We start from the raw sequence: 24955 nt of genomic DNA, 5'->3' as shown, positions 1-24955 counted from the left end.
ACCAGTATCTGCCGTCAGCAGAATCTCTGTAATGTTTCATTAGCGGTACTCGTAGAACGTGAAGGTGTCAGCATCGACACCTGCGTATTCGTAGGTACTGCCAGGCGGGATACACGCCCAGGCAGGAATGTTGGCCCCAATGCTGTTGTACAGTCCGGTGCGCGAAAAAATGCGGCCATTGACCTGGATCCATACGTTCCCCGATGCACCACGCTGAACCCCCAGCATGCTGACGAGGATGGGGCGACCCGTGCTATTCGTGTATGCCACGCCCAGGGAGCGCGCCACTGTCTGCCAAGATTGGCCGCGGCCCATTACCAAGGCTTCCAGGCCATCAGCTCGCGTTTCTAGGCCGTCAGCTCGCGTTTCCAGGCCACCAGCTCGCGTTTTCAGGTCGGCGATGGTGGTCAACGACAGGTCGGTACGTGCGTAGGCAGATCCATTGAAGCTGTACCACCCAATACCGTCCACATAGATGTCACCCATGTCCGAGGTGGGCAGCCCAGTCGAAGTGTGCCAAGCGCTCGTTGATTTCCAAGGCTGCCACACACCGGTCGACGTATTTCCGAAGCGCATGAATGTGCGCGGCTTCTGTCCGGTGACGAGGTAGGTAAGCTCCTGGCTTACCTGCGTCGATGCACCGTAGTAAACGCGCATGTAACCGGCGGCGGCCCAAGCGGTCGAGAATGACGGAAAGTTCGCACCCAGAACCCCGGAAAAGGTCCATGTGTAGAACGTGTTGTCTGCCGTCAGGCTGTTAGCGTCCGTCGCGGTCGTCAGGAACGTATGCGTCATGGCGTCCGCGAAGCGGGCCAGTTCCTGCCACAGCCCCCAGGTGCCGGAAGTCCCGAACCGCACGCGCTTGTAGGTACGCAGCACTCCGCCTGTACCGTTGCGGGTCGTGTACTCCTGGGTGATCTGCATATTCCCAGAGGGAACGACAGTCACAATAAGAGTCCCCGCAATCTGCTCAGGCCAGTTCAGCGCTGCGGTAGCGTTGGCGTCAGAGTTGAGGTAGTAGGGACCGGGCTCAATGACGTCGTTGGCGTTCGTCCCGGCTTCCACTAGCTTAGCGGGGACACTCGGGGCTTGATCCAGTGCGAGCTTGCCGGTCATGCCGAGCGTCGCGACCCCGTTCGCTGCGCCAAGCAGGGACGAGCGCACCGCCTCTTCCCAGGGGGTCCAAGTGGTCAGAACCAGGGAACGGAAGAACAGGCGATTGCTGTTCGCCACCAGGTAAACCTGGTTGCATCCGGCCGCAGCCGGGCCACCGGGGTATCCCGCCGACAAGACCAGCAGCTGCCCGGACTGCCCGATGGGGAAATTGAGCCCCGAAGCCGCGATAGCGCTTGAGCCAATCGCCCACTGCCCACGCTGGGTGTAGGTGTTCAGGTCCTGTACGGGGCTGGACGGCATGCCACCTTGGAAGGCAAGCCCGGTGGTGTTGTCCACCGACTCCTTCCAATCCGACCAGGAGGTCGTGCCCGTCTTGATGCGCCAGAAGTTCCGGTATGGGCTGACCCGCGTGCTGATTTCCTGCTTGGTCGCAGACCCGAAGTTGGTGACCTCCAGAAAGCAAGTAACGCCGGCCACAGGGTAGTTATTGGCAAGCGTGGCTGCTGACGACTGGTTCTGCCAGTACGACCCAGGGGTCTGAAAATCATTCAGGTCATGCGCGGTCGTCGGCAGAGACGTGGCGGTCAGAATCGGGGCCTGAGCGAGCGGAAGGCGCCCGCTGCCATCCAAGGACGCCACACCGTTCGCCGCGGCCTTTTGGACCAGCGGGATCGCAGCCTGCGCCACAGTCTGAACCGCCGCGACAGTTACCGAGAGAGCATCCAGATCTGCCTTCTTGGCGACTTCCTGCCAATCGGTCCAAGCGCTGCTATAGAAGGTACGCCAGTAGGTCGCTTGGACCCCGCCCGGCCCACTGCGAAACCGGGTATAGAACTGGTAAACGAAGCTCGCAGCGGACGTGTAGACCAGCAGAAGGCCAGCGTAAGGCGTTGGATAATTTTGGCCCGCTGCCGCACCTGCATTCGTATTTTGGTGAAACACGCCTGCGGTCATGTAGGCGTTCAGATTTTCGCCTGAAGGAATCAGCGTAGGAGCGAACCTTGCATCAATTGCACTGGCGAGAGCAGTGAAGTTGCTATTCACCTTCTGCATCGCAGCGCGCAGAGGATCGCCCTTCTTGTCGTTGGCCGCTAGGCCAACATTTATCGTTTGAATCGTAGCCATAGCGCTCAGGGTTTGGATTTCTGCTTGAACGTGACTGACAACGTGAACCAGCCACCGCCCAAAGGCACAGGGCTATAGCCCTGTTCCATGGAAAAGACCGCCTGCTGACCCAAGGGCGGGGTCCATAAAAACCCCTTCCACGTGCCATGGCGGTCTAGAAAGTCCTTGATTGGCAAGATCTCCGCCTCTGTTCCAAAGAACTCCAAGGGCCACGCTTCTGTCCTGGAGTTGATGCCGTCCTCCGCATCCTGGGCAAAACCGTCGCCAAACTGCGCCCTCAGCCCACGGAATCGGACATCTCCTTTGGGGTTTTTTCGCGGACACCAAGAGAAAATTTCCACTCCCATCACCTACCGTTAAGTCGATTCCAGGAAGTCCCGCCAGCCTTGTGCGAACGCGCGAGGAGCCGCGCGAACCGCTGGTCGACGAACTCGCCGATTTCCTTGCCGAATTGCTCTAGGCCCGCAGGCGCTTCCGTGCGCGGGCCTTCTCCTTGCTGAAGGTAGATAGCGACTTGCACAGGTGCGCCGGACCCAGACCCGGTGCCGCCGTTAGGTTGCTGAGAAAAATTGGGCAACACTGCCCGAACACCCAGACTTCCGTCTGAAGCACGAGTGAGCGGCATGATTGCTTCGGGGCCTGCCTCCGCGAACATACCGGCGCCCTTCGCGAAAGCGAAAACCCGCGGTGTGTCATAGACCCCGTTCGAATAGGCGGACAAACTGGGCGACGAGTAGACGTTCCCTTTTGCGTTCGCCACCCAACCGTTCGAAGCGATCAGGGATCCAATGCCATCCCCTCCAGCAGCCTGAACGCTGCTGGCCATAGCCTCCGTTCCAGCGGCAGCTCCTGACCCAAGGCCGAAGAGGCTTCCGGCAACGCTGGTGACAAGCCCCATCATGGCTTGGCGCGCGGCAATCTTTGCCAAATCGGTCAGGACGCTCCGGGTAAACTCGGCAAAATTGGCCTTACCCGAGATTGCGAAGTTGGCGACCAGGTTCTCCATCCCTGAAAAGAGGGATGAAAAAACCTGTTGGGACTGGCCCATCAGATTGGCAGCGCCATCGACCCATTCATTGACGGCCAGCAGCGCGCCGTTCTTCCAATCGGCCTGCAGAGCAACGCGCTGCTGCATATAGCCGCGCTCTCGCTCGACCTGCTCCAGCATCGCCGCATCGATCTGAGCAATCCCTTGCAGGTATTGCTCGGAGTCCAGCGCGCCCGCCCCACCCTCGCGCAGCATCTTGTCCGTGAAACCATCACGGATACGCCGAAAACGGTCTTGCGCCTGATTGATCGAATCGACCAGCGCGCGGTCGTTCGCGCCCAGGGTCATCGCGTTAATCTGCCGGCCGGCCTGCAGATCGCGCGTTTCACGGTAGTTCTGGATATCGAGCTGAGTGGCCCGCAGAGCCCCGCGGATCTTCGCCTGATATTTCTCGATGTCCGTGGCCTCTTGCTCGTGCGATCGCACGATCTGGGCCTCAAGCTCCTTTACCCGGCCGAGGTATCGCTCCCGCTCGCCCAGCTGCTTCTTACCGCCGGCGATCTCGGCCTGCTTTCGCACGACCTCGAGTTCGTCCTGCAAGGCAGCGCGCTGCGCTTCCGCGCGCTTGTGGATGAACTGTTCTTCCGACAGCAGACCGCGGGCGCGTTCGCCTTCCAGGCGCGTGTTTTCCTGGCGTAACGCCTCTTCCCGCAGCCGCGCCTGCGCCTGCATCGCAGCCAACTGGGCGGAAATGCCATTCTGGCCTGCCGAACTGGCGTCCTTGTCTTCGAACCTTTTTCGGGTCGCGGCATCACGCGCCTTGATGGCCGCGTCAGAGATCCGCTCGTCATTTGGGTTCACCGCCCGAATGCTCGCCTCGTGGCGGGCATTCTCCTGCAGCGCCTTCTTCAGCTGACGCTCTTTGCTTGCCGCCGTATCAAAATCATCAAGCGCCTTGGCAGCCGCAATCGACGCCGCCTGCGAAGCAGCGTTGGCCCCCTTCGCTTGAGCGGCCGCGTCTTCAGCGGCCTTTTTCTCTTGAAGCGACGCGAGTTCGGCACGATCAGCGGCAAGATTCAGCTCAATCTTTTCTCGATTCGGCCCACTCCCCCCACGCCGGGCAAGCTTCTGTTCTCTCCTCGCAATCCGCTCTTCGACCTCTCGGATCTCATCGCCCAGTGTCGCATCGCGACCAATGGACTTCAGCACCTCCCAATAGCCCTCGGCCTCCTGCTTGGCCCCCTTCCATGCGCGCTCGAGGAAACCCAGTTTCTGAGGTGCCTCTGTACCTAGGTAGTCATGCAAGGCTCGTGACGTTGCCTGCATCGCAGCTTCGCGGTTGCCGGTCTCCTCCAGCGTGCGGATGTAGTCCCACTGGGCGAGCGACATGAAGTTCATGGAACGGTTGTGCTCTTCCGCCCACTTCGTAACGCCCTCCGGCATTCGCGCGAAGTCCTTGGAAATGTCATCCATGGACTGGCCGGACACCCGCTGCAGCTCCACCATCGTGGCGCCCAAGCTGGAGATCGTGTCTTTTGAGATCTGACCGGTGGCAACCAGCGATTCCACCGCTTGGCGGGCCTTACCCAGGCCACCACCGCCCAACTGCGCGACCGCCGCCGACATCTCGCGGATGCCGCCCGCGGTGACACCTGCGTAGTTTCCGGTGAGCCTGATCGTCCGGTTGAATCGTTCAGTCTCTTCATGCCCCTGGTATGCCGCAACTCCAACCGCGACCGCAGCGGCAGCCAAAGCCGTGTAGGGCGTAATCAGCTTCAACAGCGTGGAGCCCAGGGCTTGCGCTGCTGGCGCGATGCCGTGGAACATGTCCTTCAACTGTCCGCCCTGCTGCAGCAGGACGGTCATCGGCTGCTGCCCGCCCTGGAGCGATACGAAGATGTCGGTGAGCTGCGCCGGCACGCCGCGCATGGCCGCGTCCATCTGCTTCGCAGACATCCCGTAGCGGTTCAAGCCTTCGGCCCCGCTGTTCAGCGCAGCTTCCTGGGCCTTCAGCTGATTAATCATCGGCGCGGCCCGGCCGGCAACACCAAGTTCCGCAGCGCGCAACTCCAGCAGTTCGGAGCGGGTCTTTCCAATTGCCTGCGCCTGGCGCTCCAGGCTCTGCAGGAAGCGATCCCCGGCCACCGCGTATGCCTGCGCGCCAGCGGAGGCTGCGTTCACCGAGACCGACATTTGGGACGAGGACGCGCCCATGCGCTCGGCGGCAGCGGCGGCCCGGCCTAGCGAGGTTTCCGTCGTGGCGGCAAATTGAGCCGAAGCGGCGCTGCCTGCGCCGAACGCGCGCAGCAGGTCCGCCTCGTCGCCGGTAAGCCGAACGCCAAGAGTCTTTTCCGTCATTTTGATTTCCGGCGTTGCGCCTATCCCTTGTTCTCAAAGACCTCAATGGCGGCCTGCTCCATCGCCCTGAGCTCCATAAACATCTCGCGGCGCGCGCGCCGCTTCACCCGTAGCAAGCGCAGCGTGGACTCGATTTCTGCCGATGCGATGCCAACCCGAACCGGATCGCCCATTGCGGGTGCGACCCAGGTCCAGCACCGCCCAAGCGCCAGAAACGCTTCGAACGTCGCCCAGTTCTCTGGCCAGATCTCGAAGGCCTGCGCCTGGGACTCACCAGCCGGCCGGGCCGCTTCGATGACTTCCGGCGACGCACCGGCCGCCCTCAGTGCCGCCAGCACCTGATCGTCGGCATCGAATTCATCGCCCGATGAGCGAGCCCCGCCGGCCCAGTACCTGGCGGCCTCGATTAGTTTTTTTGCTTGGCCCCCTCATGGGCCGCGAAGAATCCGCTGTGCAGGGGAATGACTAGTTCCGGCCAATCCTCTAGCACCTGATCCAGCGATCCCGCGCTGAAGGGAACCGAATCGCCGGACGCATCTTTGACGCCGAGCCAGCCGGCCATCTTTTCCTTGATGAAGTCGATATCGCTGGCGTAGGAGTAGGCGGGCACTCTGCCGTCCTTGCGGACGATGAGGGACAAGTCCCGGGCCGCGCGGACATTGTTCGCCATGCCGTCCCGCAAATCGGCCAATTGCTCCGGAGAATGGCGGTGATATTGCGCGACGAAATTGATTGCGACGGGCTTGCCATCCGTTCCGTGGACGCTAACGTCCACTTCGATGGCAGCAATGGGGCGACGCGTAACGACGAAAGACATGAATGCTCTCCAGAATGAGAAACGCCCGTCATAGGCCGGGCGCAATGGGATAAGTGAGGAATGGATGCCGATGCGGCGAGCTGCTACTTGACGACGATCTCCAGCTCGTCGTTGCCGACGGCGCCGGGGTTGATATTCATATCCAGGTTGAGCATCGCCACGCCGTCCTGGTCGGAGTACGTCGGGTTGGTCAGTTGGGCGGCGTTCGCATTGATCTGCACGATGTGGCCCACGGCCACGCCATGGGTAACCGAGAGCGGGGAACCCGCACCGGACAGCACCATGGTCGGCCAGTTCAAATCGGCGATGCGCGGCAGCTCCAGGACCAGCTTGCCGGTCGGCTTGCGGTCCGTGATCTCGGCTCCCTCGCACCCGATGAGCGTGCGCCATACCAGTTGGTTCGCGATATCGAACGACATGGACTGCAAGCAGCCCGTGTAAGCACCAAGGGACCAAACCGGGGTATTCGCTTTGTTGACCGCCTTCGGGATCTGGAAGGCGCTGAAATCCACGCCCGCCGGCATCGGCCCGTCGGTGATCGGCAGGTAGGCGCCCATGAAGCGATATCGCAAGACCGGGATGCTCTTGGCGGTCAGATCAAACGCCACTGTCCCACGGGCATCTACGATCTTGTGGAACAACCCGTCCAGGAAGTAGTGCAGCGTGATCAGCTCGAAATCGTCCGAGATGGGCAGATAGCGAACGTCGGTATCTTCAGTGACAGTTTCGGCGAAGCCGCAGGCACGCAAGAGTTGGCCCCACCCCGGCGGAGTACCGGGCGTGCCCGAACCTGCCAGTTCGACCTCGAATTCCAGTTGCGCGTACTGCGTGACGGCGACCTGACCGGAATTGCCCATGTAAGGCCGCAGCAGTTCACGCTCGACGAACTCGGCCGACAACGGCGTTGCAGTCAGGTTTCGTACCAACACGGCGTCGGTGGCGCCTGCCGGTTGGGCGTCGGTTCCGCCGGAGGCCTGCGGCTTCGCCAGCACAACGGACTTTCGGGTTTTCTTAGCCATCATGGGCTCCAAAGAATGACGGCCCCGGCGGGGCCTGATTGTGAAGCGCCAGCCCTACCGGGCCTGGCAATTAGCGCAGGGCGCAGTCCGCTGGACCAAGACACGTTCGCCGGTGACCGGATCGCGCAGATAGGTGCCGCCGCGGCCGTGGTGTTCGTCGGGGGAAGCGAACTCGGGCGCCGGCGCAGCCGATGTGCTCTCGACAGGCGCGCCCTTGCCATCGGTGGCCACCGTCTTGGTTTTGCTCATGTTTTCTCCAGGAAGTCACCGGTCCAGCGCGTGCTCGTCGGTCTGATAGGTGATCCGGTATCGCTTGTTCACAACCTGCCGCCGCAGGTCGCCGTTGACGTACTTGGGCTCATCGGTACCGAACTCGGCAACCTCGACCACATTGGGGCCGGCGTATGCCATGACGACCGGGTGGGCCTGCTCGAACACCATCTCGGCCAGGGCCTGATGGTCATCGCCTGCGGTGTGAACAAGGAGGTGGATCTCGCGTACGCGGGTGGCCCGTGGCGGGTGAACGCTCTCCACGGACTCCCCACCCAACTGCACGGAGATCACCATCGGTGCCTCCCTGGAGATTGCACGTACAGGCGATGGCTCGACCTCGGCGGGGAATCCGGGTGCCGCCTTGAGGGCGGCACGCAGGTCCACGACGTATTGCATTGCCAGCGTAGTCATGGAAGCTGCTCCAGCATCGCGCGCGACCAGAAGCCGTCGCCTACCGCGGTCGGCTCCTGGCGAACTCGGTAGCGGACGCCCTCGACTTCCACCTGGCTGTGGTACGTAAGGTCGGGGACATCGGCAGTGGTGTACTCGATCTCGTAGTCGGTCGAGTGCACCAGCTCCCCTTCGTCGATGACCTGCGGGCGGTCGAACCGAACCTTGAATGGAACGGGAGGCTCCGTATCCAGCAGCAACGCCGGCTCGCGCAGACCCACCGCATCGAAGGCTTCGTCGAACACGGAGTTATCCCATTCCATGGCTTTAGGCGCCCATCTTCAGCTTGATGATGGCCTTGGGCCGGGTCGGCAGGTGCAGCGGATTGGACTGGCTTTCGATCTCGAGCCCCTTCCCGAACGGCAGCGGCTCGACCCGCGTGTAGTACGGCAGGCCGTCAGTGTTGACGGTTTCCATATAGTCGGCCGGCGCGAAGCGCGTGATGAAAAACTCGGGCACGCCGTCGGGAAAGGCGTAGGCAACCTCGTCGTCGATGAAGGGGGTCCCCCCCAGCTTTCCGCGGTAGCGTTCGTAGGTAATGCCGCCGATCTCGAAGGAATCGGCCGGCTTGCCCCGCAGCTCGGCTGCTTGCGCGGTATTCAGGTACGTCTCGCGCACGCTCTTGTGGTTGATCAGCGTCTTCCAGAAGTCCTTGCCGCACAGCGCGCGAACGCCGCTGGCCGGGGTCGCGCCCAGGGCATCCTCGACCAGATCCACGACATCGTCCGATTTCTGACGAACGAGGGTGGTTGCGCTCGTGAGCTCCATCGGGAATTCCTGCTGGACGATGCCGAAGGAATGGTAAACGTCGAGCAACACCGACGTGCCATCGGCATCCAGGATCTGCCCCTTGATGCCGCCCACGCGCTGATATTCGTGCGTCAGATCGAGTTGCTGGCGGTGTTTCTTCTGGTACTTGGCGACCCGCGCCTCGGCCGATTCCAGCTCCGATTGGCTCCCGAATGCGCGGATGCCCTGGATTTCGTCGGCCAGCATCGTGGAACGTTGCGGCAAGTGCACGGTGTTGAACGGAATCAGCTTGCGTCCGGCCAGGACGACCGATTGGCCGACGCCGCCACGAGGCTTGGCAGACACCAGGCCCAGCTTCTGGCCGTCGTATTCGATTTGCACCACGGTGGTGGAAACGCCCTCTTCCGCGTAAAGGCCGAGCTTGCCGATGCGGCCCGGAATGCTCTCCAGCTCGTTGATGGCGGCGGTCAAGGCGGAAACCGTGAATTTCTCGTCTTGGAAGATATTGATATCGGCCATGTCAGGCTCCAGAAATAGAAACGGCCGCCCGAAGGCGGCCGCGAATGTTGGAAAGGTGGAGTTGTGTTGGTGGGATCAGCGGACGATGATGCCGGCCGACTGCAGGGCTACGCGAGCCGGCGCATCCAAACCGACGAGCAGCTCGCCCGCCAGTTCCGCGTCACGCGCGATGACGACGATCTGCTGATCATCGTCGGACACCGGGGCATTGCCGTACAGCACGGCGTCAGCGGTGATCGGTGCATCGGGGTCCGCCCCCGGGCCGGCGTAGGCGACGTACTTACCGTCGTCGCCAAGCGTGAGCAATTGCCCAGCAGCCAGGGTGACGAGGGTGGCAGCCAAGATCGCGTTTTCGCGCGAACGCTGGCCGTTGGCTTCGGAGAGGATGAAATCGGCCGTTCGGGCCTGTTGATTGATGAAGGGCATGGTGCTGACTCCTAGGTGGCAGAGAGGGCTTTTCGTTTGGCGTAGATCGCCAGGGGATTCGGCCCGCTCTGCTTCGGGGCCGATGAATTGGTGGGAGGTCGGTTATTGATAGGGTCGCCCGCATCGGCCACGACACGCTCGAACAGGCGCGCACGCGCCTGGTCTACCGTGAGGCCCGCAGACACGAAACCGGCGGCTTTCTCTGGAAGCTTTGCTGCCAGACAGATGCCGGCAATCTCTTTCGCTTGCGTAACCCGTTGATCCGCCAGTTCAAGACTATCCAGCGCACCGCTGAGCAGCACACCTTCCGCCAGGTCCGCAATCCCCTCTTGCCGGCAGAATGCGTAGACGCGGGCGGCCAGCGCAGATGCCGTCGGCACATCCGCTGGAGGAGCCGGAGCCGGAGCGGGCTCGGGCTTCGGATCCGGTGTGGGCTCGGGCTCATCCTCTTCCAGGGACTTGAGCATGGCTTTCACGTCGTCGGGCAGATTCTTGTGCTTTTGCAGCACAGCCGCTGCACTATCCGACATCTGCAGGCGAACGGGCTCCTCGATCAGGTCGCAAAATCCCAATGCCTGCGCCTCGAGCGCGGACATCCACGTGGTCGCGTCCATCATTTCGATGATCCTGTCACTGTCCAACCCACTCTTACGGGAGTAGGCTGCCACCACACCGTCTCGGATCCGATCCATCATTTCGGCGGTAGTGCGCAGATCCTCGGCCGTACCCCCAGTGATGATCCAAGCGTTGTGGATCATCATCTGCGTATTCTCGGGCATGATCGTCGGCTTGCCGGCCATCGCGATCAATGAGGCCGCGGAGGCAGCGACGCCATCCACCCGCGTGGTTACCCGACTGGCGTACCGGAGAAGCGCGTTGTAGATTGCAAAGGCGTCGAAAACGTCACCCCCTGGGCTGTTCAGCGACACCAAGATGTCGGCACCACCTGCCGCTGCTGCGTCCAGTTCTGCGACGAATGCTTCGGCCGTAGTTCCCCAGAATCCAATTTCGCCATAAATGCGAATCTCGACCACGGGCCTATCCGCTTGCGCGTTGACGGTGATCGAATACCAAGCCTTCTTTGCCATATTGGCTCCATTCATTGATTGAGAGGGTCGGGGCCACCGCCCCCATCCGATCCCGCCGCCTTACCGGCGCTGGTCGTATGCCGAGGGTCGCTATCGAACACAAACCCCTCGGCGTCGGCCGCTTCGTTATCGGCGCGGATCTCGGCCGCAACGTGGTCTGGATCGTCGCCCTTCTTGAGGATGATTGAGGACCGACTAGCGAACCCGCTTCGCACCAGCTCCTTGTCGGCCTGCACGTCCTGCACGGGGTTGAAGTACGGCCATCCTTGCGGCACCCACAGCACGCGCAGCCATTCACGCCGGCGGCGGTGAAAGTCGGGCATAGGAATCGCACCCGAAAGTGCTAGGGCGTCAATCCAAGCGGCCCAAACCGGTCGACAAAATTGGTGAATCACGCAATGCCACTGGTACTGCTCGATGAGTCTATGGAACTCGTTGACCACCACCCGCAGCGTCCGGTCGCTGATACCGCGCAGATCACCTGTCGCAATTTCATAGGGCACGCCGACGGAAGCGAACGCCCCCATCAGTTGCTGCCGCATGAACCCCTCGTAGTTGTCGCCAGCATCCGGAGGCGAAGAAAAGGTCACAGACTCGCCAGGCGCGAGTTCCTGCATGGTGCCGGGCTCCATGGAGACCAATGGCGTGCCATCGTCATCGATCTCGTACCCATCGGTCTCACCCGTAAGCGGATTATTCGGATCGGCGTCTGGGTCGAGCTTGGTGATGAAGCCAGCGAAGAGGTTTGAAACCTCTTGCCGGTACATCACGGCATCGTCCAAGTTGTCGATGGATTTCAGCCGTAGCAACACGGTTGCCAGAGCGGTGACCCCGCGCACCTGGCCGGGCCGCAGCACCGGATAGGCGTGGAGGACCTGTTCCGCAGGAACCCGAACAATGTCCTGATCCGTGACGTTTCGTCTGTACTCGCCTGGATGGCGACGCCACATGTGAAAGAAGGTGCGCCGTCCGATGGCATCGAACTCCACGCCGTTGATGACTTCACCTCCGTTCGGGAGAGAGAATGACCTTTCAATCGGCAGCTGATCCCCTTCGATCAACTGCAATTGCAGCGGCACAGAAAGGCGGTCTTGCGGACGCCGAATTCGCAAGCGCCCCAGGATCTCACCGTCCTGGAAAATCGCTCGGCAAGCTAGTGCGGACTGTCCGTAGAAGTCCAGCTTTCCATCCGCATCAGATTCCGGAACCCAGTCGGCCCACAACTCCTTAAGGAGGAGGCGAACCTTCGGATCCGGGTGTTGCGGATATGGCTGAATTCCCGTTCCGATTACGTTCGATACCCAGCGTGTCGTCGCGGTCAGCGCCCACGGATCGTTGCGCACGGCATCCCGCGCGCGACGGCGCTGCAGGCCTAGATTGTGGGTGGCCGCCGCATTCGGCCCTGCTCCCGAGGGATTCCAGTTTCGAGCCCGGCTGCCCGTGGCGCTGCCACTTTCGTAGCTGCTGCTCATCTGCGCGCTCAGCCGACGCGGCACCAAGAGGTTGGATCCACGACGTTTCGAATAGCTCATCGGATCCCCTTGCCAGCACTGCGCAGCCGGAACTGTCGCGGACGACCTTTTCCTTTGCTGAGTTCCCGCTCCACATGGGCGCGGGCGCGCATCAATTCGTCCGTACTGCGAAAGCGCACGCGCTTGCCGTCGTACTGGACCTCCAATTGGCTGTTCGCTATCGCGCGATCCAGCCTTTCCAGGTCCGCCTGGGTATATGCCATGACCTTGCCTTATTGGTTTCTGTTCTGCGGCCTACCGGCGCCCCCTGAGGTAGCTGGAAGCCGCAACTCGCCGGCGCGCCGGCTTGACGGCCGAAACGGCACGCGCCGCTGGTGCTGCTGGCGCAGTCTTCGCCGGCGTGGCTGGCCGTTTCGCTGATCGTGGCGGCGGGTCAGCCTCCTCGTCCCGCGGTGGCGGTAATGCATCGAGCTTTTCCGCCATGGCGTCCCACCAGGCGTCCGTCTTGCGAGACAAGCTCAGATGCTCCGCCACCCATAGCGCATACACCGCGCAGTCCAGTGCTTCGACGCGCTTGCGCAGCGCCGTCCACAGCGTTCGAACGCCCGTAGCAGTCTTCCGCGATACTCGCGCCTCGCCTGAGAACTGGCGGAACCACTCGTCCGACATATCCTCGGAAAGGTGGACATAGCCTGGGCCCGGCGTCTCGATAGCGAGACGGCTGTGCAGCAGATCCTTGGCAAGGTTCGTGCCGACGTGCCACAGGATCACGCCCTTCTTGATCCGCTTCCCTCGCCAGTCGATATCCACCTGGCCGGCTCCATCCTTGATGGCCTTCTCGCCGAAGGGGCGACCGCGGACGGCAAAGACCCGGCGCGTCTTGTTGCGGCGCGCAAAGTCGTAAACCGCATTCGAATGGTGGCCACCACTGTCAATGGCCGTGGCGTAGATGCTCATCTGCTGGCCGCCTTCATGCTGGAAGCGCCGCTCGAACAGGTATGCTGCCACGTTGGACCAGACCTCGTCCTCCGCCGGATTTCCGTGGAATATCTGGTGATCCACAGTCCACATTTCTCCGCCACGACCGAATCCCCAGACACCAACCTCCACCCGATTACCCTGGGTGTCGCAACCTGCGAGCAACAACGTGCAGCCCATCGGAACGAGGTTCTCGGCCAAGCCTGGAAGGCGGTAGGCCTCAATCTCTGCCCGGCGTTTCAGCTCGTCCGCCTCGATCTTCTCGACCTCGCCCTCCCAGGCCTGGCCCAGGGTGGTATTCCAGAATGTCTTCAGGGGCTCGTCATCGCCCAGCTTTGCCTTGGCGTAGGCCTCCTGGAACTCGCGGACCAGCTTGGCCCAGCTGACCATGGGGCTGTACGCAGTCCACACGTGGAAGGCGACACGTCGATGAGCCGGTATTACCTCGCCAGCCGCATTACGGAAAACTCCGTCGCGGTCGATAGTGGTGCCGTCCGAGCCATACCAGAATCCGGATTCCGATGCCTCCAGGTATTCGCTCTGGGTGATAAGGCAACCGCAGTGCGGACATAGGTGCTTCACCGATTCGGGATCGCCGTCGACCCACTTGAACCCGTGCGGTTCGTCCTTGCCTCCCCAGGTCAGTGCATGATGCTCGTCGCAGTGGGGGCAGGAGATGTGATAGTCATATCGCGCATCGGCACCGGCTGCGCGCTTGTCCATCAGGCAGGTCTCTTTCAACTTCGGAGTGGATCCAACCACCATCTTCGGGAACGTTGCGCCTTCGAGGCGCTTGGCTGCCAGCTGGCCGGGGTCGCCTTCGCCGTCGATGTTCGAATCGAACGAGCTGAACTCGTCCAGGTACGCCACGCCGATGGATAGTCGCCGGTAGTTGTCGCCCGACCGACCACCGCGAAGATGCAGCACGCTGCCGCGAAACTTCTTCACCAGCAGCGTGTTGTCTTTGTGCCGCGCCAGCCGTGTCGGGAAGATCGGATGCATGGCCGTCACATCCCGAAGCATCGGCTCCAGCTCAGTCTTGACGAACTCGTCGCGCGCGCTGTCAGTCGGCTGCCACAGCGCCTGATTTCGCCGCTTGTGCTCAGCGAAATAGCCGACGGCGGCCAACAGGATCTTGGTGTAGCCGACGCGCGCCGACTTGATTACGTCGACCTCGTGCACGTCGTCGCTGCCGACGCAGGCGAGAATGGCCCGCTGAAACGGCCAGGCCTCCCAGCGCTGCTCGACATAGGACGATTCAGCCGAAAGATAGAAATGGCGCTCGGCCCATTCGCGCAGCGTCATGGGCTCCGGAGCGGCGAAGGATGCAAGCCCGCGTCTCAGCGCGCGCGCGACCGCGGCGCGATTGGACTCTACGAGCATTACTCACCCTCGTTCTCTTCGTCAGCCTCCAGGTCTTCCAGCGACAGGGATGCAACCGCATTGCGGGCCTTGGCAAGCTCGCGCCGCACAATGGTCAAATCCGCATCAGTCAGATTCGGCAGCCGGCGCTTCAACGCCGTCGGAATCGCATCCATCGCGGCGCTGACCTTAGTTCCGGCCCGCGTCAGCACATCTTCCAGCACGCTGACTGGGGCAAGCTCGCCGCGCGCGACCGCGTTCTCCATCTCAATCTTGTCCGCCTGCGCGGCATACAGCCGCGCCTTTTCCTCAGCCGGATCCAGCGTTCTGGCGTCCTCCCCTGCTTGGCGGCCAGCCGCAATGTCACGTATGTGCCCGCAGTACGAAAGCAGCCAATTGCCCAGCGTGTCGCCCGCGACCATGACACCGCGCATGAGCAAGCCGCTTACCGCAGGCTGTGTGATACCGACCAGTTGCCCGAACCGGGCCTGGGTCGTCTTCTTCTCAAGGTCGATCATCGTGCGGTGGACAGGGCCAGGTCTAAGGCGGTGGAAAACTCGGCGTCGTAGCGTTCGCTGTAGACCGCCTCGGCCGTTTCGTAGAAGGGGAATCGCTGCGTATACGAAGGCTGGGCCACCGCCAATAGAACCGGCTTCATATCGGCGCCATGCGTGCCGGTCTTCTGCCACACGCCGGCGGGCAGCCGCTGCTCGCGGTTGCCAGACATAGACCCCTTGCCGCGGGAAACGAAGTACTGCACGCCGTTGACGCGTTTGTAGCCTTCAGCCGTCCTTCCCACCTTCGCCGTTCGCGCGCGGCTGCGGGGCGTAGAGTTCGCCCGATAGCCCTGCTCGCCGAAGGCCTGCAGGTAGGACAGCAATCGCACGATCTGACCACGCGACATGTTGCCGTAGGCGTCGATCTCGGCGGCCGCCGCCGGCACCGTATAGGCGCCGGCAGGCAATCCAACCCGAGAAAGGGCCCTCTCGGAGCGCTTGTATCGGCGGCCGCCGCCCAGTACCTGGGGCGGCAAGTACTTGTCAGCAGAAAGGCCCTTGCCGGCGCCGTCGCGGTAATCGACGGTGGCCACCAGGTTGTCCTTGGTGGCCCGGGCCAACCGCAAGGCGCGCATCGTGTACGGCGTGGGCCGGTCGAACACTTCGCCCGTGACCCGCGCCAATGCATCCAGGATGTGCTGCCCAACCCGGTTCAAAGCCAGCGACGTGGCGTATGGCAACTGGCGCTGGGCCTGGCCGAAGAAATCCACGCCCTCGCTGATCGACGAGTGGTGACGCAGCTTCATAAGGCCCCCATATATAAGCCCTCCGCAGAGGGAAAATGCCCAGCGAAATGCACGCGTCGCCGGCCGGAAACCGGCATGAATCCTGGATGGGAGGCCGAAATTATTATTACCCCCCTTAGCGCGCCCGTGACTAGCGAGCGTTCGGGGTTCGAATTACCCTTACCGGACCGATTTTCCTAGGGGCCCCCGGCTTAAGCCCTCGCCGTATCGGCTTTTTTTCCGCCATGCTTCTGCGCCGTTTTCGCGCTTATACGGTGTAAGGCTTACGCCCTGTAAGCCCGTCCCGTGCACGCGCCGATGGCGGGTGCAACCTATTGCACACCACCCGACCGCGATGGCCGAATCCCACACGCCATGTCCAGCGTCCGGTCCGCGGTAGCGAGAAGGTAAACAGATAAACGTATGCACAAAAAGTCCTTGCGGAATCGACTTAATGTACATACAATAACTACATGGACATCACATTCGACGCCGCCAAAGACCTGAGCAACCAGCGCAAGCATGGCGTTTCGCTGGCCGAAGCCGAAGAGTTCGAATGGGATGACGCCCTGGTGCGTGAAGACATGCGCCGCGAGTACGGCGAGCGCCGCATGATCGCCCTGGGCTATATCGATGTGCGCCTGTATTGCGTGGTGTACGTGGACCGCAACAACGAACGGCGCATCATCAGCCTGCGCAAGGCAAATTCGAGAGAGGTGAATCTTTATGCCGAAGCTTAAGCCGGGGACCATTGTCCCCACCCGCGAAGAGGACGAAGCCATCAGCCGCGGCATTGCTGCCGATACTGACACCTATGAACTGGGCGCTGCTGATCTGAAGCACATGAAGAAGATCGGCCGGCCTAAGGCTGAAGTCACGAAGGAACGTATCACCATCCGCTTGTCGCCCGACGTGCTGGAGAGCTTCCGCGCTACGGGCAATGGCTGGCAGACGCGCGTAGATGCGGCCCTGCGGGACTGGCTGAAGACGCACGCACCTCGCTGATGGTTGCGGCGGCAGGAATCGAACCTGCGACCTCCGGGGTATGAACCCGGCGCGCTGCTACTGCGCTACGCCGCGAAAATGAAAAGCCCCGACCGGAGAATCCGTATCGGGGCTTTTGGTTGATGTACCATCGTAATTGGTGAATGCGCAGGCTGATGCGCGAAGGACCGCAGTACTGGGTTTGGGGGTGGAATTCCCCTGGCCACCTGGCAGTTCGACCCGCGTTGCTGGTTCGAGTCCAGACGGATTGTCAGATGCCGGAGATCAGCACCGGTCACCAAGCCTCGAATGAGAAATCATTCGGGGCTTTTTTGTTGGCGGTCCTGGAATGGAGCGGACAGAGGGAATCGAACCCTCGCTGCGCGGCTTGGAAGGCCGGCGGCTCACCTTGAGCATGCCCGCAGGTTGCGCGGCTGGGATTCGAACCCAGGGACTCCCCAGTATTGGGTGCGCGCCCCACTGGAGAGTCTGTAGCGGCCTCACCCTTCGTCCAGCCCTTTCGGCATCTCGGGCACCGCGCAAAAAGAAAAAACCGCCAGCTTGCGCTTGGCGGATTCAGATCTAGCACTGTGGTTTAGGCAGGCAAAGCACTCAGTTTTCGCGTGTCAGCCTGATCGTAATAGTTTGCTCGGCCAAGCTCTCTGGCATTGTTGGACCTTGCATTTGCCCTTCAGCCCCGGGGCATTCACCCGACGCAAACTCCCCAGCAGACATCGCGCTCATCTCAAGCGTGGCCCAATGAATGAGTATGTTTCGCTCTATCGCATCTGCCATCTCGCGCAGCCGATTTGCCAGATCGTACCTGCTCATTTGCTGAATCAGCATTGCGCCGCCTTTCGACACATGTGAAAAATACCGTCCACTTTCACGCGTGGGCAATCTAGCGAATGTTGCTCAGGAAGGTCGCACATGAGCATCGACCAGATGACGCCCATGATTTATAGCAGCATCTACGGCCATTACAGGGTTTGAAACAAACCCTCCTGACGCAAACAGCGGCACTTCTTCGGGTACGTTCAACCCATGTTGATCCGCAATGACGTCCAGTGCCACAGTGGCTGTGAACGCTGGCCGACGGCTTCTCCCAACCGATATACGGGAGACGTTTGCCGTTAGACGATACCCTTTGTAGATCATGTTGTTGTGAAACATAAGCCCTCCTATCTTTCACTTACCTAGGGCTCTGTTTCACAACGCGCGAATTTGCGTAGCCTGTGGGCCTTTGGCGCCTGGCGCCGAAACGTAGCTGACGCGTTGGTTTTCAACTAAAACCTTGTGGCCATCGTCGCTGACTATCTCAGAGAAATGAGCAAATAGGTCCTTGCCGCCGTTCTCAGGCATGATGAATCCAAAGCCCTTTGCGTCATTGAACCACTTAACAATTCCGGTTTCCATTCTTCTACTCCTTAAATCGCGGGCATCGCCCGAAAGGGAGCTAGTCAAGGAAAGGACTGCGAACAATGAAGCACCCTTGAGGGCGCAAAACCGGACGAAAATCGCGATGCTCGAAAAGCCGCTAATTCACTATGGGCGCACCCGCCCAGAAAGTCAACCAGCGTTTCCATTTAGCGCCAGAGCAGACTTGGAACATGGCACGCATGTCGCTGTGTCTGTCCGAATTCGGAGCAGAACCTCTAATCAAGCCACACTACGAGCATTGCGCGCAAAAAAACCCGCCAGCTTTCGCGTAACGGGTTTTGCGGGACGGACTTCTTAGGAAATCCGTTATTGCTAATTATGGCGGTGGTTTTCCGCACCGTCAAGGATCATCTTGGTGCGGCTAGACTTCCACCTTCCGCAGGCTCGCTGCAGCTCCTTTTATCCCTGCAGCGACAAAGTCAGCTTGGTCTGCTGTGATCACTACTGTATTGGGATCGTCACTGCCGCTGTCCTGCTACGTGATATAGATGTTTCCGCCCATGATCGAAACCTCGACTTCGTACATTTTCATTTGTTCGACTCCATGAAATGGCCTCCCGGTCCAGGACGCTGTTTTTTGCCATGGGATGCGGCGAGGAAGCGCTACGGGATAAACCCCCCGCCGCGCAGCAGCATTTCTGCAGCGGCATGCGCCGCTTGCTCGATACCGTAGATCGGTTCCGCACCCTTCTTCTCTCGTGCGCCGCGCAGCCATTCGTTGGCCTTAGCGCTAGCCCTTTCCACGCTTCGAACGTTGCAAGCGTACTCGTCAGCGATCGCTTGCAAGGTGCGTACACTGCCTCTGTCGTAGTACCGACGTACAAGAGCGTGCAGGAGCGCGCTATGTGCGGTACGCATCGAAAGATGCGCGCCCAGCGCTACCGCGATCCTTTGCAAAGCGCCCACCCAGCCCGGATGGTCACCCTCGGACTGGCAATGCTTGCAACAAACTTTGCGTTGTCCATAGCGCGCCCAAAGCACAGCCAAGTGCAATGGCTCCAAGCCGCGCTCCAGGAACTGGCGGACCTGGGCGATTTCGGCGCATCCATCGACGCCCGCAAGGGGTCCCGGCTCGCCCAAGCGCATGTCTGCCGCACGGGCCACAGCCGGCCGGTTCAGGGTATGCCGTTCTTCGCTGAATGCGTAGGCCAAGGCCACGGCGAGCCGCGGAAACGGCGCATTGCGTTCGGTCATGCTTCCTCCGGCATCGCGTAGACGGGATACAAGGGCGCCGGTTCATTGCTGCCACCCGCTATGCGCAGCCAGGTGTTCAGCTGCTCGCGCGCGTCAGCATCGTGGCGCGGGTGCCCGGCCCACAACAGCATCCATTGGCCGCGCTCGGACTCGCTCAGCGTCATCAGGTGTTTGGCCAGCAGACGGTCAAGGGTGGCGCGGTCCGCAAGCGCCACGCCCCCACGGCAACGCCAGCAGCGGCACGGTGCATACGTCATGCCTGTGTCATAGATCGGGTCCGCGATTTGATGCGTTCGCGCGATGATCGCGCCGGCTGCCTCCTCAACAGGGAGCTCCAGCCAAGTTTCGGGGTCGTTGTGATCGAGCATGATCAAGTCCTCAAACGATTCCAGGGTTGTAGGGAGGGACGCGCAGCAAGCGCGCCACAAGCTCAACCGCAGAGCCGTCGTGAACAGTGCTCTCGGTGAAGCGCAACGTCCTCCGGCAAGCGGGGACGATGTATTGCGGCAGGCAATCGCCATCAGGCGAATACCCGCAGATTTTTCAGGGCCGGATTGACCGCAGTAGCATGAAGGCCCGACCAGGAGATGCTATGGAAAAAGCAAAATGGGACTTCCAGATAGAACGCCCTTTCCAGGATGACGGGCACTGGCGCATTGGCTACACGTTGATTCCGGGCACAGATGGAACTGCCGGCGAACGCATCGCCATCGAGGAGCGCTACCCTTCCGCACAAATCGCTATCGACGAAGCGACTCGCCTTGCGCAGATCCATGTCGCGGATCTGAACGGGGATACCGCGGCGTTTGAAAAGCCGAGTGACGAAGAGGTGCCGTTCGGCAAGCATTCTCGTTTCTAGATTGACGACCGTCCGATATGGCAGAACAGTCATCACGCCGATCCCCGGTTTTGCAGCGAGTAGATGGGCGCCCGCGTGAAATGCGCATAATCGCGGTACTGACCTGTCACCCGGTCATACTGCAGTTCCACCATACCCACGCGACCGACGAACTTCTTGCGGATTTTCTGAATATGGATCTCCACCGGCTTGTTCTCGTCCTTGACGTGCCGGTACACAGTGATGCAGTTGTCGGCCTTGTTGCGCCAATGCGCGGAACCTGACACGTCGTATGGCGTGGGGATCGGGTAGTCGCCCGAATCCTTGTCCTTGTAGAGCTTCGCCGGGTGCGCCACGACCCATGTGTGCACGCCGTGCGCCCAGCAGAACTTGCGGATTTTGGACAAAGCTAGGGAGATATAGTCCGTCTCCGTCTGTCCGGCGGTCCGCCCGTGTTCGATCTCGTTCCACGGGTCCATGATCAACCCGCGGATGCCCTTGCGGGTCACCAACCGGCTAGCCTGTTCCAGCAGCGCATCAAGGCTGGGCGACTCCGGCATCATGAAAGTGAAGTGGTCGGCCAAGAAATCCATTGCCCTGTCCAACTCCGCCACGTCCATACGGTCGTTCGGCCCCGCCGCAAACGGCTTGCCGATGAACTTCTCCATCAGCTTCTCGCTGTGATAGTCCGCAGGGAAGTTCTCGGGCGAGAACATTCCGAAATTCCAACCATGCTGCTGCGCAAGATGGACAGCCAGGGCATCCAGCCATTCGGATTTGCCATGGCCGGGGATGCCGGTCACCAGGGTCCACTCCCCTTCCAGCACCGTATAGTGCCCGTCCATGCCGGGCCAGCCGGTCGACACACCGCGCCTGACCTCACCCTCGTAGCGGCGCAGAATTTCCGAGCGGAAGTCCGTCACGGAGTACGTTCCCTCGATCGGCACCGGCTGTGCGTCTTCAATACACTTCTGCAAGGCTTCGGGGCCAAGCTTGATCAGCACGTCGTTTGCGTCTTTGCAGCCTTCTGGCCAGGTCACGATCAGGCACTTATCGCGACCGAGGCGGCGAACCAACTCTTCCTGAAGGCGCCGGCCCGGCGCGTCGTCGTCCACAGCGATGATGTGTTCGCGGACGCTGGCCAACTGCTCGCAATCCAGGAAATCGAATTTGCTGTCGTAGTTCTTCGTGTCCGGCGTGGGCGCGCCATCGGGCACCGAGACGCAGTTTTTGAAACCGCCCTCCTCCACCGACAACTTGTCCATCTCGCCTTCGACCCAGATCAGGACTGCATCCACATCGTTCAAGCCGTACAGCACGCGCTGCGCCCCCGAGGCCAGACGGAACAGTTTGTCGCCGGTGCGGTACTTGACGTTGATCACCTCGTCGCCGTCCAAGTACGGGAACATCACGCAGGTGCGTTCCTCTTCGACCTGTGGGAAGTACTGTGAGCCGTAGCCGATGCAATTGCGCAGCAGCGTGCCCTGGCTGATCCCGCGCCCGGCGAAGTAGTCCACGACGGCCTGGGGCAGATCGGTGCGGTTCAGCACGTAGTCCGGCCTGCGGTAGATCTTCGGAGCCTCGGGCCGGCGCTCTTCGCCGTGGCCCAGCGACCCGCCCCAACCACAGTGGTGGCAGTTCCACAGGCCCTTCTCGGTGTTGACCGACAGGCACGGATAGTTTTTCTTCCGGCGACTGGGCGAGCATTTCGGGCACGTGGTCTTGACCTCCACGCCCGTGCGGCCCCGCAGGTCGATCCCGAAGTCATCGAAGGTCTTCACAGCACCACCTCCGGACGGCCATCAGCGCCGAAAATTCGGCCATTGAGCCGATAGCGACCATTGCCCAGATCGACGCGCCCATCCTCGGGCATCACGACGTTGCTCAGCTGCCCCGCGTACTGCGCGAAGTTCGTCGCGTTGAACAAGGTCGCAGGCCGCAGGTACTTCCCCCAACGCGGATTTCCGAACCACTCGGCGCGCTTGGCGTCGATCACCGCGCGAATTTCCTCCGCGGTGTAGCCCTCGCCGAGTCTGCCGCGCACGAGGCGGAGGTTGGACTCTACGGGCTTAAACGCCGATCCAGTCACCTCGTTGAGATGGGCGATGATGGTCTTGGCGGCGTCGCTTTCGGCTTCGGGATGAGCCGCCGAGTCGGGCTTGCCCGACAAGGGTTTTTCTTTCTTTTGTATAGTTTCCTTTTGTGGTTCCCGAATCGGTAACCCCTGCGTGACCGAATCGGTAACCCTTACCGAATCAGTAACCCCAGTGACCAAATCAGTAACCCCAGTAGTGGTTACCGAATCAGTAACTTGGGTTGCCGTTTCGGTAACCCCATCAAGGGGTTGCTGTTCCGGTAACCCCCGTTGCTCTTTCGGTAACCCCTGCGCAACCGAATCCGTAACGGTTTGAGCAGCGCCCCCAAGCGTCCATTGTTTGTAGCGCTTGTTGAGGGACAGCGAGTTGCTGAATGTGCCGGCCGTCCGGCGTAGGACGCCTGCGGCAATGAGGTCGTTTACAGCACGGCTGACGTGGGGCTTGGCGATGCCAGTCATAGATGAGAGTTGTCCCAGGCTGATGTCGTCAGCCTTCTTTCCATACCCATAGGTTTTGCGAACCACGGCCATCACAACGGCCCACTGGCGCGCTGAAAGGCCGGCACGGCACAAGCCCTCAAGGAGCTCGTTTGCGATGCGCGTATGGCCGTCCTCGACCTGCGGCGACGTGTTGTCGTGTGTCAATGTGTGCGCCTCAGAACGGCAATCCGTCGTCGGGTATCCACACAACGCGGAAGCAGCCTGCGGACGCGGGCAGCGCCCGTAGTGCCAGGGCAGCGGCCTCACGTACTCGGTCGGCGGGCAGTTCTGCGAACTCCGGCCCATCACCGATCAGTTGGCGGATGGGATCGTGCGTGATCTGAACGCCGAACAAGGCCGACAGCGGCACATCGAGCGCGTCGGGGCCTGAGCCGCTGACGATCCTGGGCGGCTGGTCGGGCTGGTGCTGCACCAGGGAAATTTCCCGTTCCGTGCCACGTGCGTCCGTGTAGCGCAGCAAAGGCACGATCATGCGAGGGGCCATAGAACCTCCATCACTCCACAAAGAAGGCACTTCGGCAGGATGGGTGGAGGAGTCCATCTCTTCGGGAGCTACCCTAGCCGTGTGCACACCGTTATCCGCCTACGGCCTGAGCCGGTGGCGGCGTTGAAAGTTGACCCGGGTGCGTTCTTCGCGCTCCAGACCTCGATCGAAATCGGCAATCCACTTGCGCATGCCGCGCCGGCGCCACAGAAGCCAGAGGCCCACGCAGTAACCGACGATCAGCATCAGCAGCCACGTGAACGCGGCCATTAGGATCAAGATGGAAACTGCCGTGTTCATGGCTACACGTCCTCCGGGCCGATGCGGACGGCACCCGGTGCCGGCGGCGTGGTGGTGACGCCGGGGATGTGCACTTCGGCCACATCCTCCGACTCGATATGGGCGGTCGAGTCCACTTGTGACAGAATGTTGGCTCCTACACCCCCAACCTGCTCACAAGGGACTGACCATGGAAAAGAGAAATCAGGCACCCCCGCGGCGCAATCCGACGCCGCAGCCTCAACCTCAAAGGATGCGGAATGACTACCAAGCAGGCCATAACGACCGTTGAAAGGAACCACGCCGAGGCGGTCCTTGATGTCCTCTACGGCGTGACGTTCAACGACATGAACGAGCGCTTTTATCGGCGAATCGATAGTGTCTTTTCGTTGATCAACATGGTCGGCGGCTCGGCAGCAGTGGCGGCGGTCGCAGGCGGCCGGGGGGTGATTGCCGGAGTAATCGGCGGCGTAATCGCTGCCGCGGCATACCTCGAGCGAGAGATCCGACCCGCGCAAAAGGCTGTCCGTTGCGCTGTCCAACGAGAGAAATTCGGTGACTTGGCCGCGCGGGCCCCTGAGATGACTTTGGCCGAGATCGACCGCGAATTGCGGCGCCTTCAGGCGAATGGCCCTGACACGATCACCGCGCTGGCTATCCCAGCCCACAATGCCAATCTGCGCACGAACGGATTTGACGATTGGGTGGTCGACGTTCCATTCCTTGGCCGATTGGCCTGCTGGATTGCCTAACGTACGGCGCACGCGCCTCCCGAACGGGCGGCATACTCGATGTCGAGGTGCGAGCAACACGCCGACCTCTTCCGCACGGCCGATAAGCGTGGCATCGACGCTAAACATGCGGGCGCCCCCCCGGGATCACGATGTTTGATCCCGAAGCATGGACAGCAGTGCCACGCCCGTCGCATATGAGGGCATCCAAGGTCTATCGCTAGGCTTGGCGGCATCCGATATGCACGCGCGAGACACGCCGAGTTTTCGGGCTATCTCTGCCTGCCGAACTCCTGCGGCGAGGATTGCACGCAGTACGGGGCGCATGTCGCTCTCGGGGGTCAAATTTCTTTCCATGCGCAATGTTAGACGTATCTTGCACTAAA

General features: G+C 61.3%; 30 protein-coding genes and 3 tRNA genes. 4 read left to right on the top strand and 29 right to left on the bottom strand.

Annotated elements, in window-relative coordinates; genetic code table 11:
- Positions 1 to 39: 39 nt before the first annotated feature.
- The 17 genes from AGI3411_RS18680 to AGI3411_RS18600 form a co-directional block, all read right to left on the bottom strand.
- Positions 40 to 2241, bottom strand: a complete 2202-nt coding sequence (locus AGI3411_RS18680) for a pyocin knob domain-containing protein (protein WP_129528836.1) — start codon at positions 2239 to 2241, stop codon at positions 40 to 42.
- A gap of 5 nt (positions 2242 to 2246) precedes the next feature.
- A complete protein-coding gene (locus tag AGI3411_RS18675) occupies positions 2247 to 2588 on the bottom strand; it encodes a phage tail protein (RefSeq protein WP_129528835.1) in 342 nt (113 codons plus the stop codon).
- Positions 2588 to 5587, bottom strand: coding sequence for a phage tail tape measure protein (locus tag AGI3411_RS18670; RefSeq protein ID WP_129528834.1), 3000 nt, complete (start codon positions 5585 to 5587; stop codon positions 2588 to 2590). The genes AGI3411_RS18675 and AGI3411_RS18670 overlap by 1 nt, the downstream gene beginning before the upstream one ends.
- A gap of 20 nt (positions 5588 to 5607) precedes the next feature.
- Positions 5608 to 5925, bottom strand: a complete 318-nt coding sequence (locus tag AGI3411_RS18665) for a DUF1799 domain-containing protein (protein ID WP_165359211.1) — start codon at positions 5923 to 5925, stop codon at positions 5608 to 5610.
- Between the two features lie 68 nt (positions 5926 to 5993).
- Positions 5994 to 6404: a hypothetical protein gene (locus AGI3411_RS18660; protein ID WP_129528832.1), complete on the bottom strand. Its 411-nt coding sequence runs from the start codon at positions 6402 to 6404 to the stop codon at positions 5994 to 5996.
- 83 nt (positions 6405 to 6487) lie between these two features.
- Positions 6488 to 7423: a phage tail tube protein gene (locus AGI3411_RS18655; RefSeq protein WP_129528831.1), complete on the bottom strand. Its 936-nt coding sequence runs from the start codon at positions 7421 to 7423 to the stop codon at positions 6488 to 6490.
- A gap of 54 nt (positions 7424 to 7477) precedes the next feature.
- On the bottom strand, positions 7478 to 7672 hold the full coding sequence (locus tag AGI3411_RS18650; protein ID WP_129528830.1) for a hypothetical protein: 195 nt from the start codon (positions 7670 to 7672) through the stop codon (positions 7478 to 7480).
- Between the two features lie 15 nt (positions 7673 to 7687).
- A complete protein-coding gene (locus AGI3411_RS18645) occupies positions 7688 to 8107 on the bottom strand; it encodes a hypothetical protein (RefSeq protein WP_129528829.1) in 420 nt (139 codons plus the stop codon).
- Positions 8104 to 8391: a head-tail joining protein gene (locus tag AGI3411_RS18640; protein ID WP_129528828.1), complete on the bottom strand. Its 288-nt coding sequence runs from the start codon at positions 8389 to 8391 to the stop codon at positions 8104 to 8106. The genes AGI3411_RS18645 and AGI3411_RS18640 overlap by 4 nt, the downstream gene beginning before the upstream one ends.
- Before the next feature lie 22 nt (positions 8392 to 8413).
- A complete protein-coding gene (locus AGI3411_RS18635; protein ID WP_129528827.1) occupies positions 8414 to 9415 on the bottom strand; it encodes a major capsid protein in 1002 nt (333 codons plus the stop codon).
- A 75-nt stretch (positions 9416 to 9490) separates the two neighbouring features.
- Positions 9491 to 9841, bottom strand: coding sequence for a head decoration protein (locus AGI3411_RS18630; RefSeq protein WP_129528826.1), 351 nt, complete (start codon positions 9839 to 9841; stop codon positions 9491 to 9493).
- A gap of 11 nt (positions 9842 to 9852) precedes the next feature.
- Complete coding sequence (locus tag AGI3411_RS18625) at positions 9853 to 10929, bottom strand: head maturation protease, ClpP-related (protein ID WP_165359210.1); 1077 nt, start codon at positions 10927 to 10929, stop codon at positions 9853 to 9855.
- Between the two features lie 11 nt (positions 10930 to 10940).
- The gene (locus tag AGI3411_RS18620; protein ID WP_129528824.1) at positions 10941 to 12461 is read right to left on the bottom strand and encodes a phage portal protein; all 1521 of its coding nucleotides are present in this window, start codon (positions 12459 to 12461) and stop codon (positions 10941 to 10943) included.
- The gene (locus AGI3411_RS18615; RefSeq protein WP_129528823.1) at positions 12458 to 12664 is read right to left on the bottom strand and encodes a phage head-tail joining protein; all 207 of its coding nucleotides are present in this window, start codon (positions 12662 to 12664) and stop codon (positions 12458 to 12460) included. The genes AGI3411_RS18620 and AGI3411_RS18615 overlap by 4 nt, the downstream gene beginning before the upstream one ends.
- Before the next feature lie 31 nt (positions 12665 to 12695).
- Positions 12696 to 14684, bottom strand: a complete 1989-nt coding sequence (locus tag AGI3411_RS18610; protein WP_129528822.1) for a phage terminase large subunit family protein — start codon at positions 14682 to 14684, stop codon at positions 12696 to 12698.
- Positions 14685 to 14761: 77 nt separating this feature from the next.
- On the bottom strand, positions 14762 to 15259 hold the full coding sequence (locus AGI3411_RS18605) for a terminase small subunit (RefSeq protein ID WP_129528821.1): 498 nt from the start codon (positions 15257 to 15259) through the stop codon (positions 14762 to 14764).
- Positions 15256 to 16044, bottom strand: a complete 789-nt coding sequence (locus AGI3411_RS18600; RefSeq protein ID WP_129528820.1) for a hypothetical protein — start codon at positions 16042 to 16044, stop codon at positions 15256 to 15258. Before AGI3411_RS18600 ends, AGI3411_RS18605 begins: the two co-directional genes overlap by 4 nt.
- A gap of 452 nt (positions 16045 to 16496) precedes the next feature.
- Here AGI3411_RS18600 and AGI3411_RS18595 point away from each other — a divergent pair, with 452 nt between their 5' ends.
- The gene (locus AGI3411_RS18595) at positions 16497 to 16763 is read left to right on the top strand and encodes a BrnT family toxin (RefSeq protein ID WP_043544044.1); all 267 of its coding nucleotides are present in this window, start codon (positions 16497 to 16499) and stop codon (positions 16761 to 16763) included.
- Positions 16750 to 17028 carry a BrnA antitoxin family protein gene (locus AGI3411_RS18590; RefSeq protein WP_129528819.1) on the top strand — a complete coding sequence of 93 codons (279 nt, stop codon included), beginning with the start codon at positions 16750 to 16752 and terminating at the stop codon, positions 17026 to 17028. Before AGI3411_RS18595 ends, AGI3411_RS18590 begins: the two co-directional genes overlap by 14 nt.
- Here the strand turns inward: AGI3411_RS18590 and AGI3411_RS18585 are convergent.
- The 8 genes from AGI3411_RS18585 to AGI3411_RS18555 all read right to left on the bottom strand — a co-directional run bounded on the left by AGI3411_RS18585 (position 17029) and on the right by AGI3411_RS18555 (position 20009).
- Positions 17029 to 17103: transfer RNA gene (locus AGI3411_RS18585), tRNA-Met, on the bottom strand.
- Positions 17104 to 17357: 254 nt separating this feature from the next.
- Positions 17358 to 17430: transfer RNA gene (locus AGI3411_RS18580), tRNA-Gly, on the bottom strand.
- A gap of 3 nt (positions 17431 to 17433) precedes the next feature.
- Positions 17434 to 17549: transfer RNA gene (locus tag AGI3411_RS30145), tRNA-OTHER, on the bottom strand.
- A 70-nt stretch (positions 17550 to 17619) separates the two neighbouring features.
- Positions 17620 to 17853, bottom strand: a complete 234-nt coding sequence (locus tag AGI3411_RS18575) for a hypothetical protein (protein ID WP_043544050.1) — start codon at positions 17851 to 17853, stop codon at positions 17620 to 17622.
- 69 nt (positions 17854 to 17922) lie between these two features.
- Positions 17923 to 18180, bottom strand: coding sequence for a hypothetical protein (locus AGI3411_RS30400; protein WP_129528818.1), 258 nt, complete (start codon positions 18178 to 18180; stop codon positions 17923 to 17925).
- A gap of 36 nt (positions 18181 to 18216) precedes the next feature.
- On the bottom strand, positions 18217 to 18423 hold the full coding sequence (locus AGI3411_RS18565; RefSeq protein WP_043544052.1) for a cold-shock protein: 207 nt from the start codon (positions 18421 to 18423) through the stop codon (positions 18217 to 18219).
- A gap of 627 nt (positions 18424 to 19050) precedes the next feature.
- The gene (locus AGI3411_RS18560) at positions 19051 to 19641 is read right to left on the bottom strand and encodes a hypothetical protein (RefSeq protein WP_043544053.1); all 591 of its coding nucleotides are present in this window, start codon (positions 19639 to 19641) and stop codon (positions 19051 to 19053) included.
- Positions 19638 to 20009, bottom strand: coding sequence for a hypothetical protein (locus AGI3411_RS18555; protein ID WP_129528817.1), 372 nt, complete (start codon positions 20007 to 20009; stop codon positions 19638 to 19640). The genes AGI3411_RS18560 and AGI3411_RS18555 overlap by 4 nt, the downstream gene beginning before the upstream one ends.
- Positions 20010 to 20233: 224 nt before the next feature.
- Between AGI3411_RS18555 and AGI3411_RS18550 the strand changes: the two genes are divergently transcribed.
- Entirely contained in the window at positions 20234 to 20500 is a 267-nt protein-coding gene (locus AGI3411_RS18550) for a hypothetical protein (RefSeq protein ID WP_043544056.1), read from the top strand.
- A gap of 32 nt (positions 20501 to 20532) precedes the next feature.
- On the opposite strand, the gene AGI3411_RS18545 is transcribed toward AGI3411_RS18550, so the two are convergent.
- The 4 genes from AGI3411_RS18545 to AGI3411_RS18535 all read right to left on the bottom strand — a co-directional run bounded on the left by AGI3411_RS18545 (position 20533) and on the right by AGI3411_RS18535 (position 23859).
- Complete coding sequence (locus tag AGI3411_RS18545) at positions 20533 to 22260, bottom strand: toprim domain-containing protein (protein WP_052097086.1); 1728 nt, start codon at positions 22258 to 22260, stop codon at positions 20533 to 20535.
- Positions 22257 to 23219, bottom strand: a complete 963-nt coding sequence (locus AGI3411_RS18540) for a replication protein (protein WP_165359208.1) — start codon at positions 23217 to 23219, stop codon at positions 22257 to 22259. The genes AGI3411_RS18545 and AGI3411_RS18540 overlap by 4 nt, the downstream gene beginning before the upstream one ends.
- Before the next feature lie 10 nt (positions 23220 to 23229).
- Positions 23230 to 23547: a hypothetical protein gene (locus AGI3411_RS30140; RefSeq protein ID WP_165359207.1), complete on the bottom strand. Its 318-nt coding sequence runs from the start codon at positions 23545 to 23547 to the stop codon at positions 23230 to 23232.
- A 111-nt stretch (positions 23548 to 23658) separates the two neighbouring features.
- A complete protein-coding gene (locus tag AGI3411_RS18535; RefSeq protein WP_129528815.1) occupies positions 23659 to 23859 on the bottom strand; it encodes a hypothetical protein in 201 nt (66 codons plus the stop codon).
- Between the two features lie 239 nt (positions 23860 to 24098).
- On the opposite strand from AGI3411_RS18535, the gene AGI3411_RS30265 reads away from it, so the two are divergent.
- Positions 24099 to 24590 carry a hypothetical protein gene (locus AGI3411_RS30265; protein ID WP_043544063.1) on the top strand — a complete coding sequence of 164 codons (492 nt, stop codon included), beginning with the start codon at positions 24099 to 24101 and terminating at the stop codon, positions 24588 to 24590.
- Positions 24591 to 24955 lie beyond the last annotated feature (365 nt).

Source organism: Achromobacter agilis (assembly GCF_900496965.1).
In the GTDB taxonomy this organism is placed as follows: Bacteria; Pseudomonadota; Gammaproteobacteria; order Burkholderiales; family Burkholderiaceae_B; genus Achromobacter; species Achromobacter agilis.
The sequence above is the reverse complement of the archived record's forward strand: the minus strand, read 5'-3'. Positions and strand labels throughout refer to the sequence as shown.

Bases quoted from the DNA above. Each gene is read 5' to 3' on its own strand.
- AGI3411_RS18605 (WP_129528821.1), bottom strand. From the start codon at position 15,259: ATGATCGACCTTGAGAAGAAGACGACCCAGGCCCGGTTCGGGCAACTG.
- AGI3411_RS18615 (WP_129528823.1), bottom strand. From the start codon at position 12,664: ATGGCATATACCCAGGCGGACCTGGAAAGGCTGGATCGCGCGATAGCG.
- AGI3411_RS18610 (WP_129528822.1), bottom strand. From the start codon at position 14,684: ATGACGCTGCGCGAATGGGCCGAGCGCCATTTCTATCTTTCGGCTGAA.
- AGI3411_RS18565 (WP_043544052.1), bottom strand. From the start codon at position 18,423: ATGGAAACCGGAATTGTTAAGTGGTTCAATGACGCAAAGGGCTTTGGA.
- AGI3411_RS18635 (WP_129528827.1), bottom strand. From the start codon at position 9,415: ATGGCCGATATCAATATCTTCCAAGACGAGAAATTCACGGTTTCCGCC.
- AGI3411_RS18630 (WP_129528826.1), bottom strand. From the start codon at position 9,841: ATGCCCTTCATCAATCAACAGGCCCGAACGGCCGATTTCATCCTCTCC.
- AGI3411_RS18645 (WP_129528829.1), bottom strand. From the start codon at position 8,107: ATGACTACGCTGGCAATGCAATACGTCGTGGACCTGCGTGCCGCCCTC.
- AGI3411_RS18575 (WP_043544050.1), bottom strand. From the start codon at position 17,853: ATGCTGATTCAGCAAATGAGCAGGTACGATCTGGCAAATCGGCTGCGC.
- AGI3411_RS18535 (WP_129528815.1), bottom strand. From the start codon at position 23,859: ATGAACACGGCAGTTTCCATCTTGATCCTAATGGCCGCGTTCACGTGG.
- AGI3411_RS18670 (WP_129528834.1), bottom strand. From the start codon at position 5,587: ATGACGGAAAAGACTCTTGGCGTTCGGCTTACCGGCGACGAGGCGGAC.
- AGI3411_RS18660 (WP_129528832.1), bottom strand. From the start codon at position 6,404: ATGTCTTTCGTCGTTACGCGTCGCCCCATTGCTGCCATCGAAGTGGAC.
- AGI3411_RS18650 (WP_129528830.1), bottom strand. From the start codon at position 7,672: ATGAGCAAAACCAAGACGGTGGCCACCGATGGCAAGGGCGCGCCTGTC.
- AGI3411_RS30140 (WP_165359207.1), bottom strand. From the start codon at position 23,547: ATGATCGTGCCTTTGCTGCGCTACACGGACGCACGTGGCACGGAACGG.
- AGI3411_RS18600 (WP_129528820.1), bottom strand. From the start codon at position 16,044: ATGAAGCTGCGTCACCACTCGTCGATCAGCGAGGGCGTGGATTTCTTC.
- AGI3411_RS18620 (WP_129528824.1), bottom strand. From the start codon at position 12,461: ATGAGCTATTCGAAACGTCGTGGATCCAACCTCTTGGTGCCGCGTCGG.
- AGI3411_RS30265 (WP_043544063.1), top strand. From the start codon at position 24,099: ATGACTACCAAGCAGGCCATAACGACCGTTGAAAGGAACCACGCCGAG.
- AGI3411_RS18680 (WP_129528836.1), bottom strand. From the start codon at position 2,241: ATGGCTACGATTCAAACGATAAATGTTGGCCTAGCGGCCAACGACAAG.
- AGI3411_RS18555 (WP_129528817.1), bottom strand. From the start codon at position 20,009: ATGCTCGATCACAACGACCCCGAAACTTGGCTGGAGCTCCCTGTTGAG.
- AGI3411_RS30400 (WP_129528818.1), bottom strand. From the start codon at position 18,180: ATGTTTCACAACAACATGATCTACAAAGGGTATCGTCTAACGGCAAAC.
- AGI3411_RS18675 (WP_129528835.1), bottom strand. From the start codon at position 2,588: ATGGGAGTGGAAATTTTCTCTTGGTGTCCGCGAAAAAACCCCAAAGGA.
- AGI3411_RS18550 (WP_043544056.1), top strand. From the start codon at position 20,234: ATGGAAAAAGCAAAATGGGACTTCCAGATAGAACGCCCTTTCCAGGAT.
- AGI3411_RS18595 (WP_043544044.1), top strand. From the start codon at position 16,497: ATGGACATCACATTCGACGCCGCCAAAGACCTGAGCAACCAGCGCAAG.
- AGI3411_RS18625 (WP_165359210.1), bottom strand. From the start codon at position 10,929: ATGGCAAAGAAGGCTTGGTATTCGATCACCGTCAACGCGCAAGCGGAT.
- AGI3411_RS18560 (WP_043544053.1), bottom strand. From the start codon at position 19,641: ATGACCGAACGCAATGCGCCGTTTCCGCGGCTCGCCGTGGCCTTGGCC.
- AGI3411_RS18655 (WP_129528831.1), bottom strand. From the start codon at position 7,423: ATGGCTAAGAAAACCCGAAAGTCCGTTGTGCTGGCGAAGCCGCAGGCC.
- AGI3411_RS18590 (WP_129528819.1), top strand. From the start codon at position 16,750: ATGCCGAAGCTTAAGCCGGGGACCATTGTCCCCACCCGCGAAGAGGAC.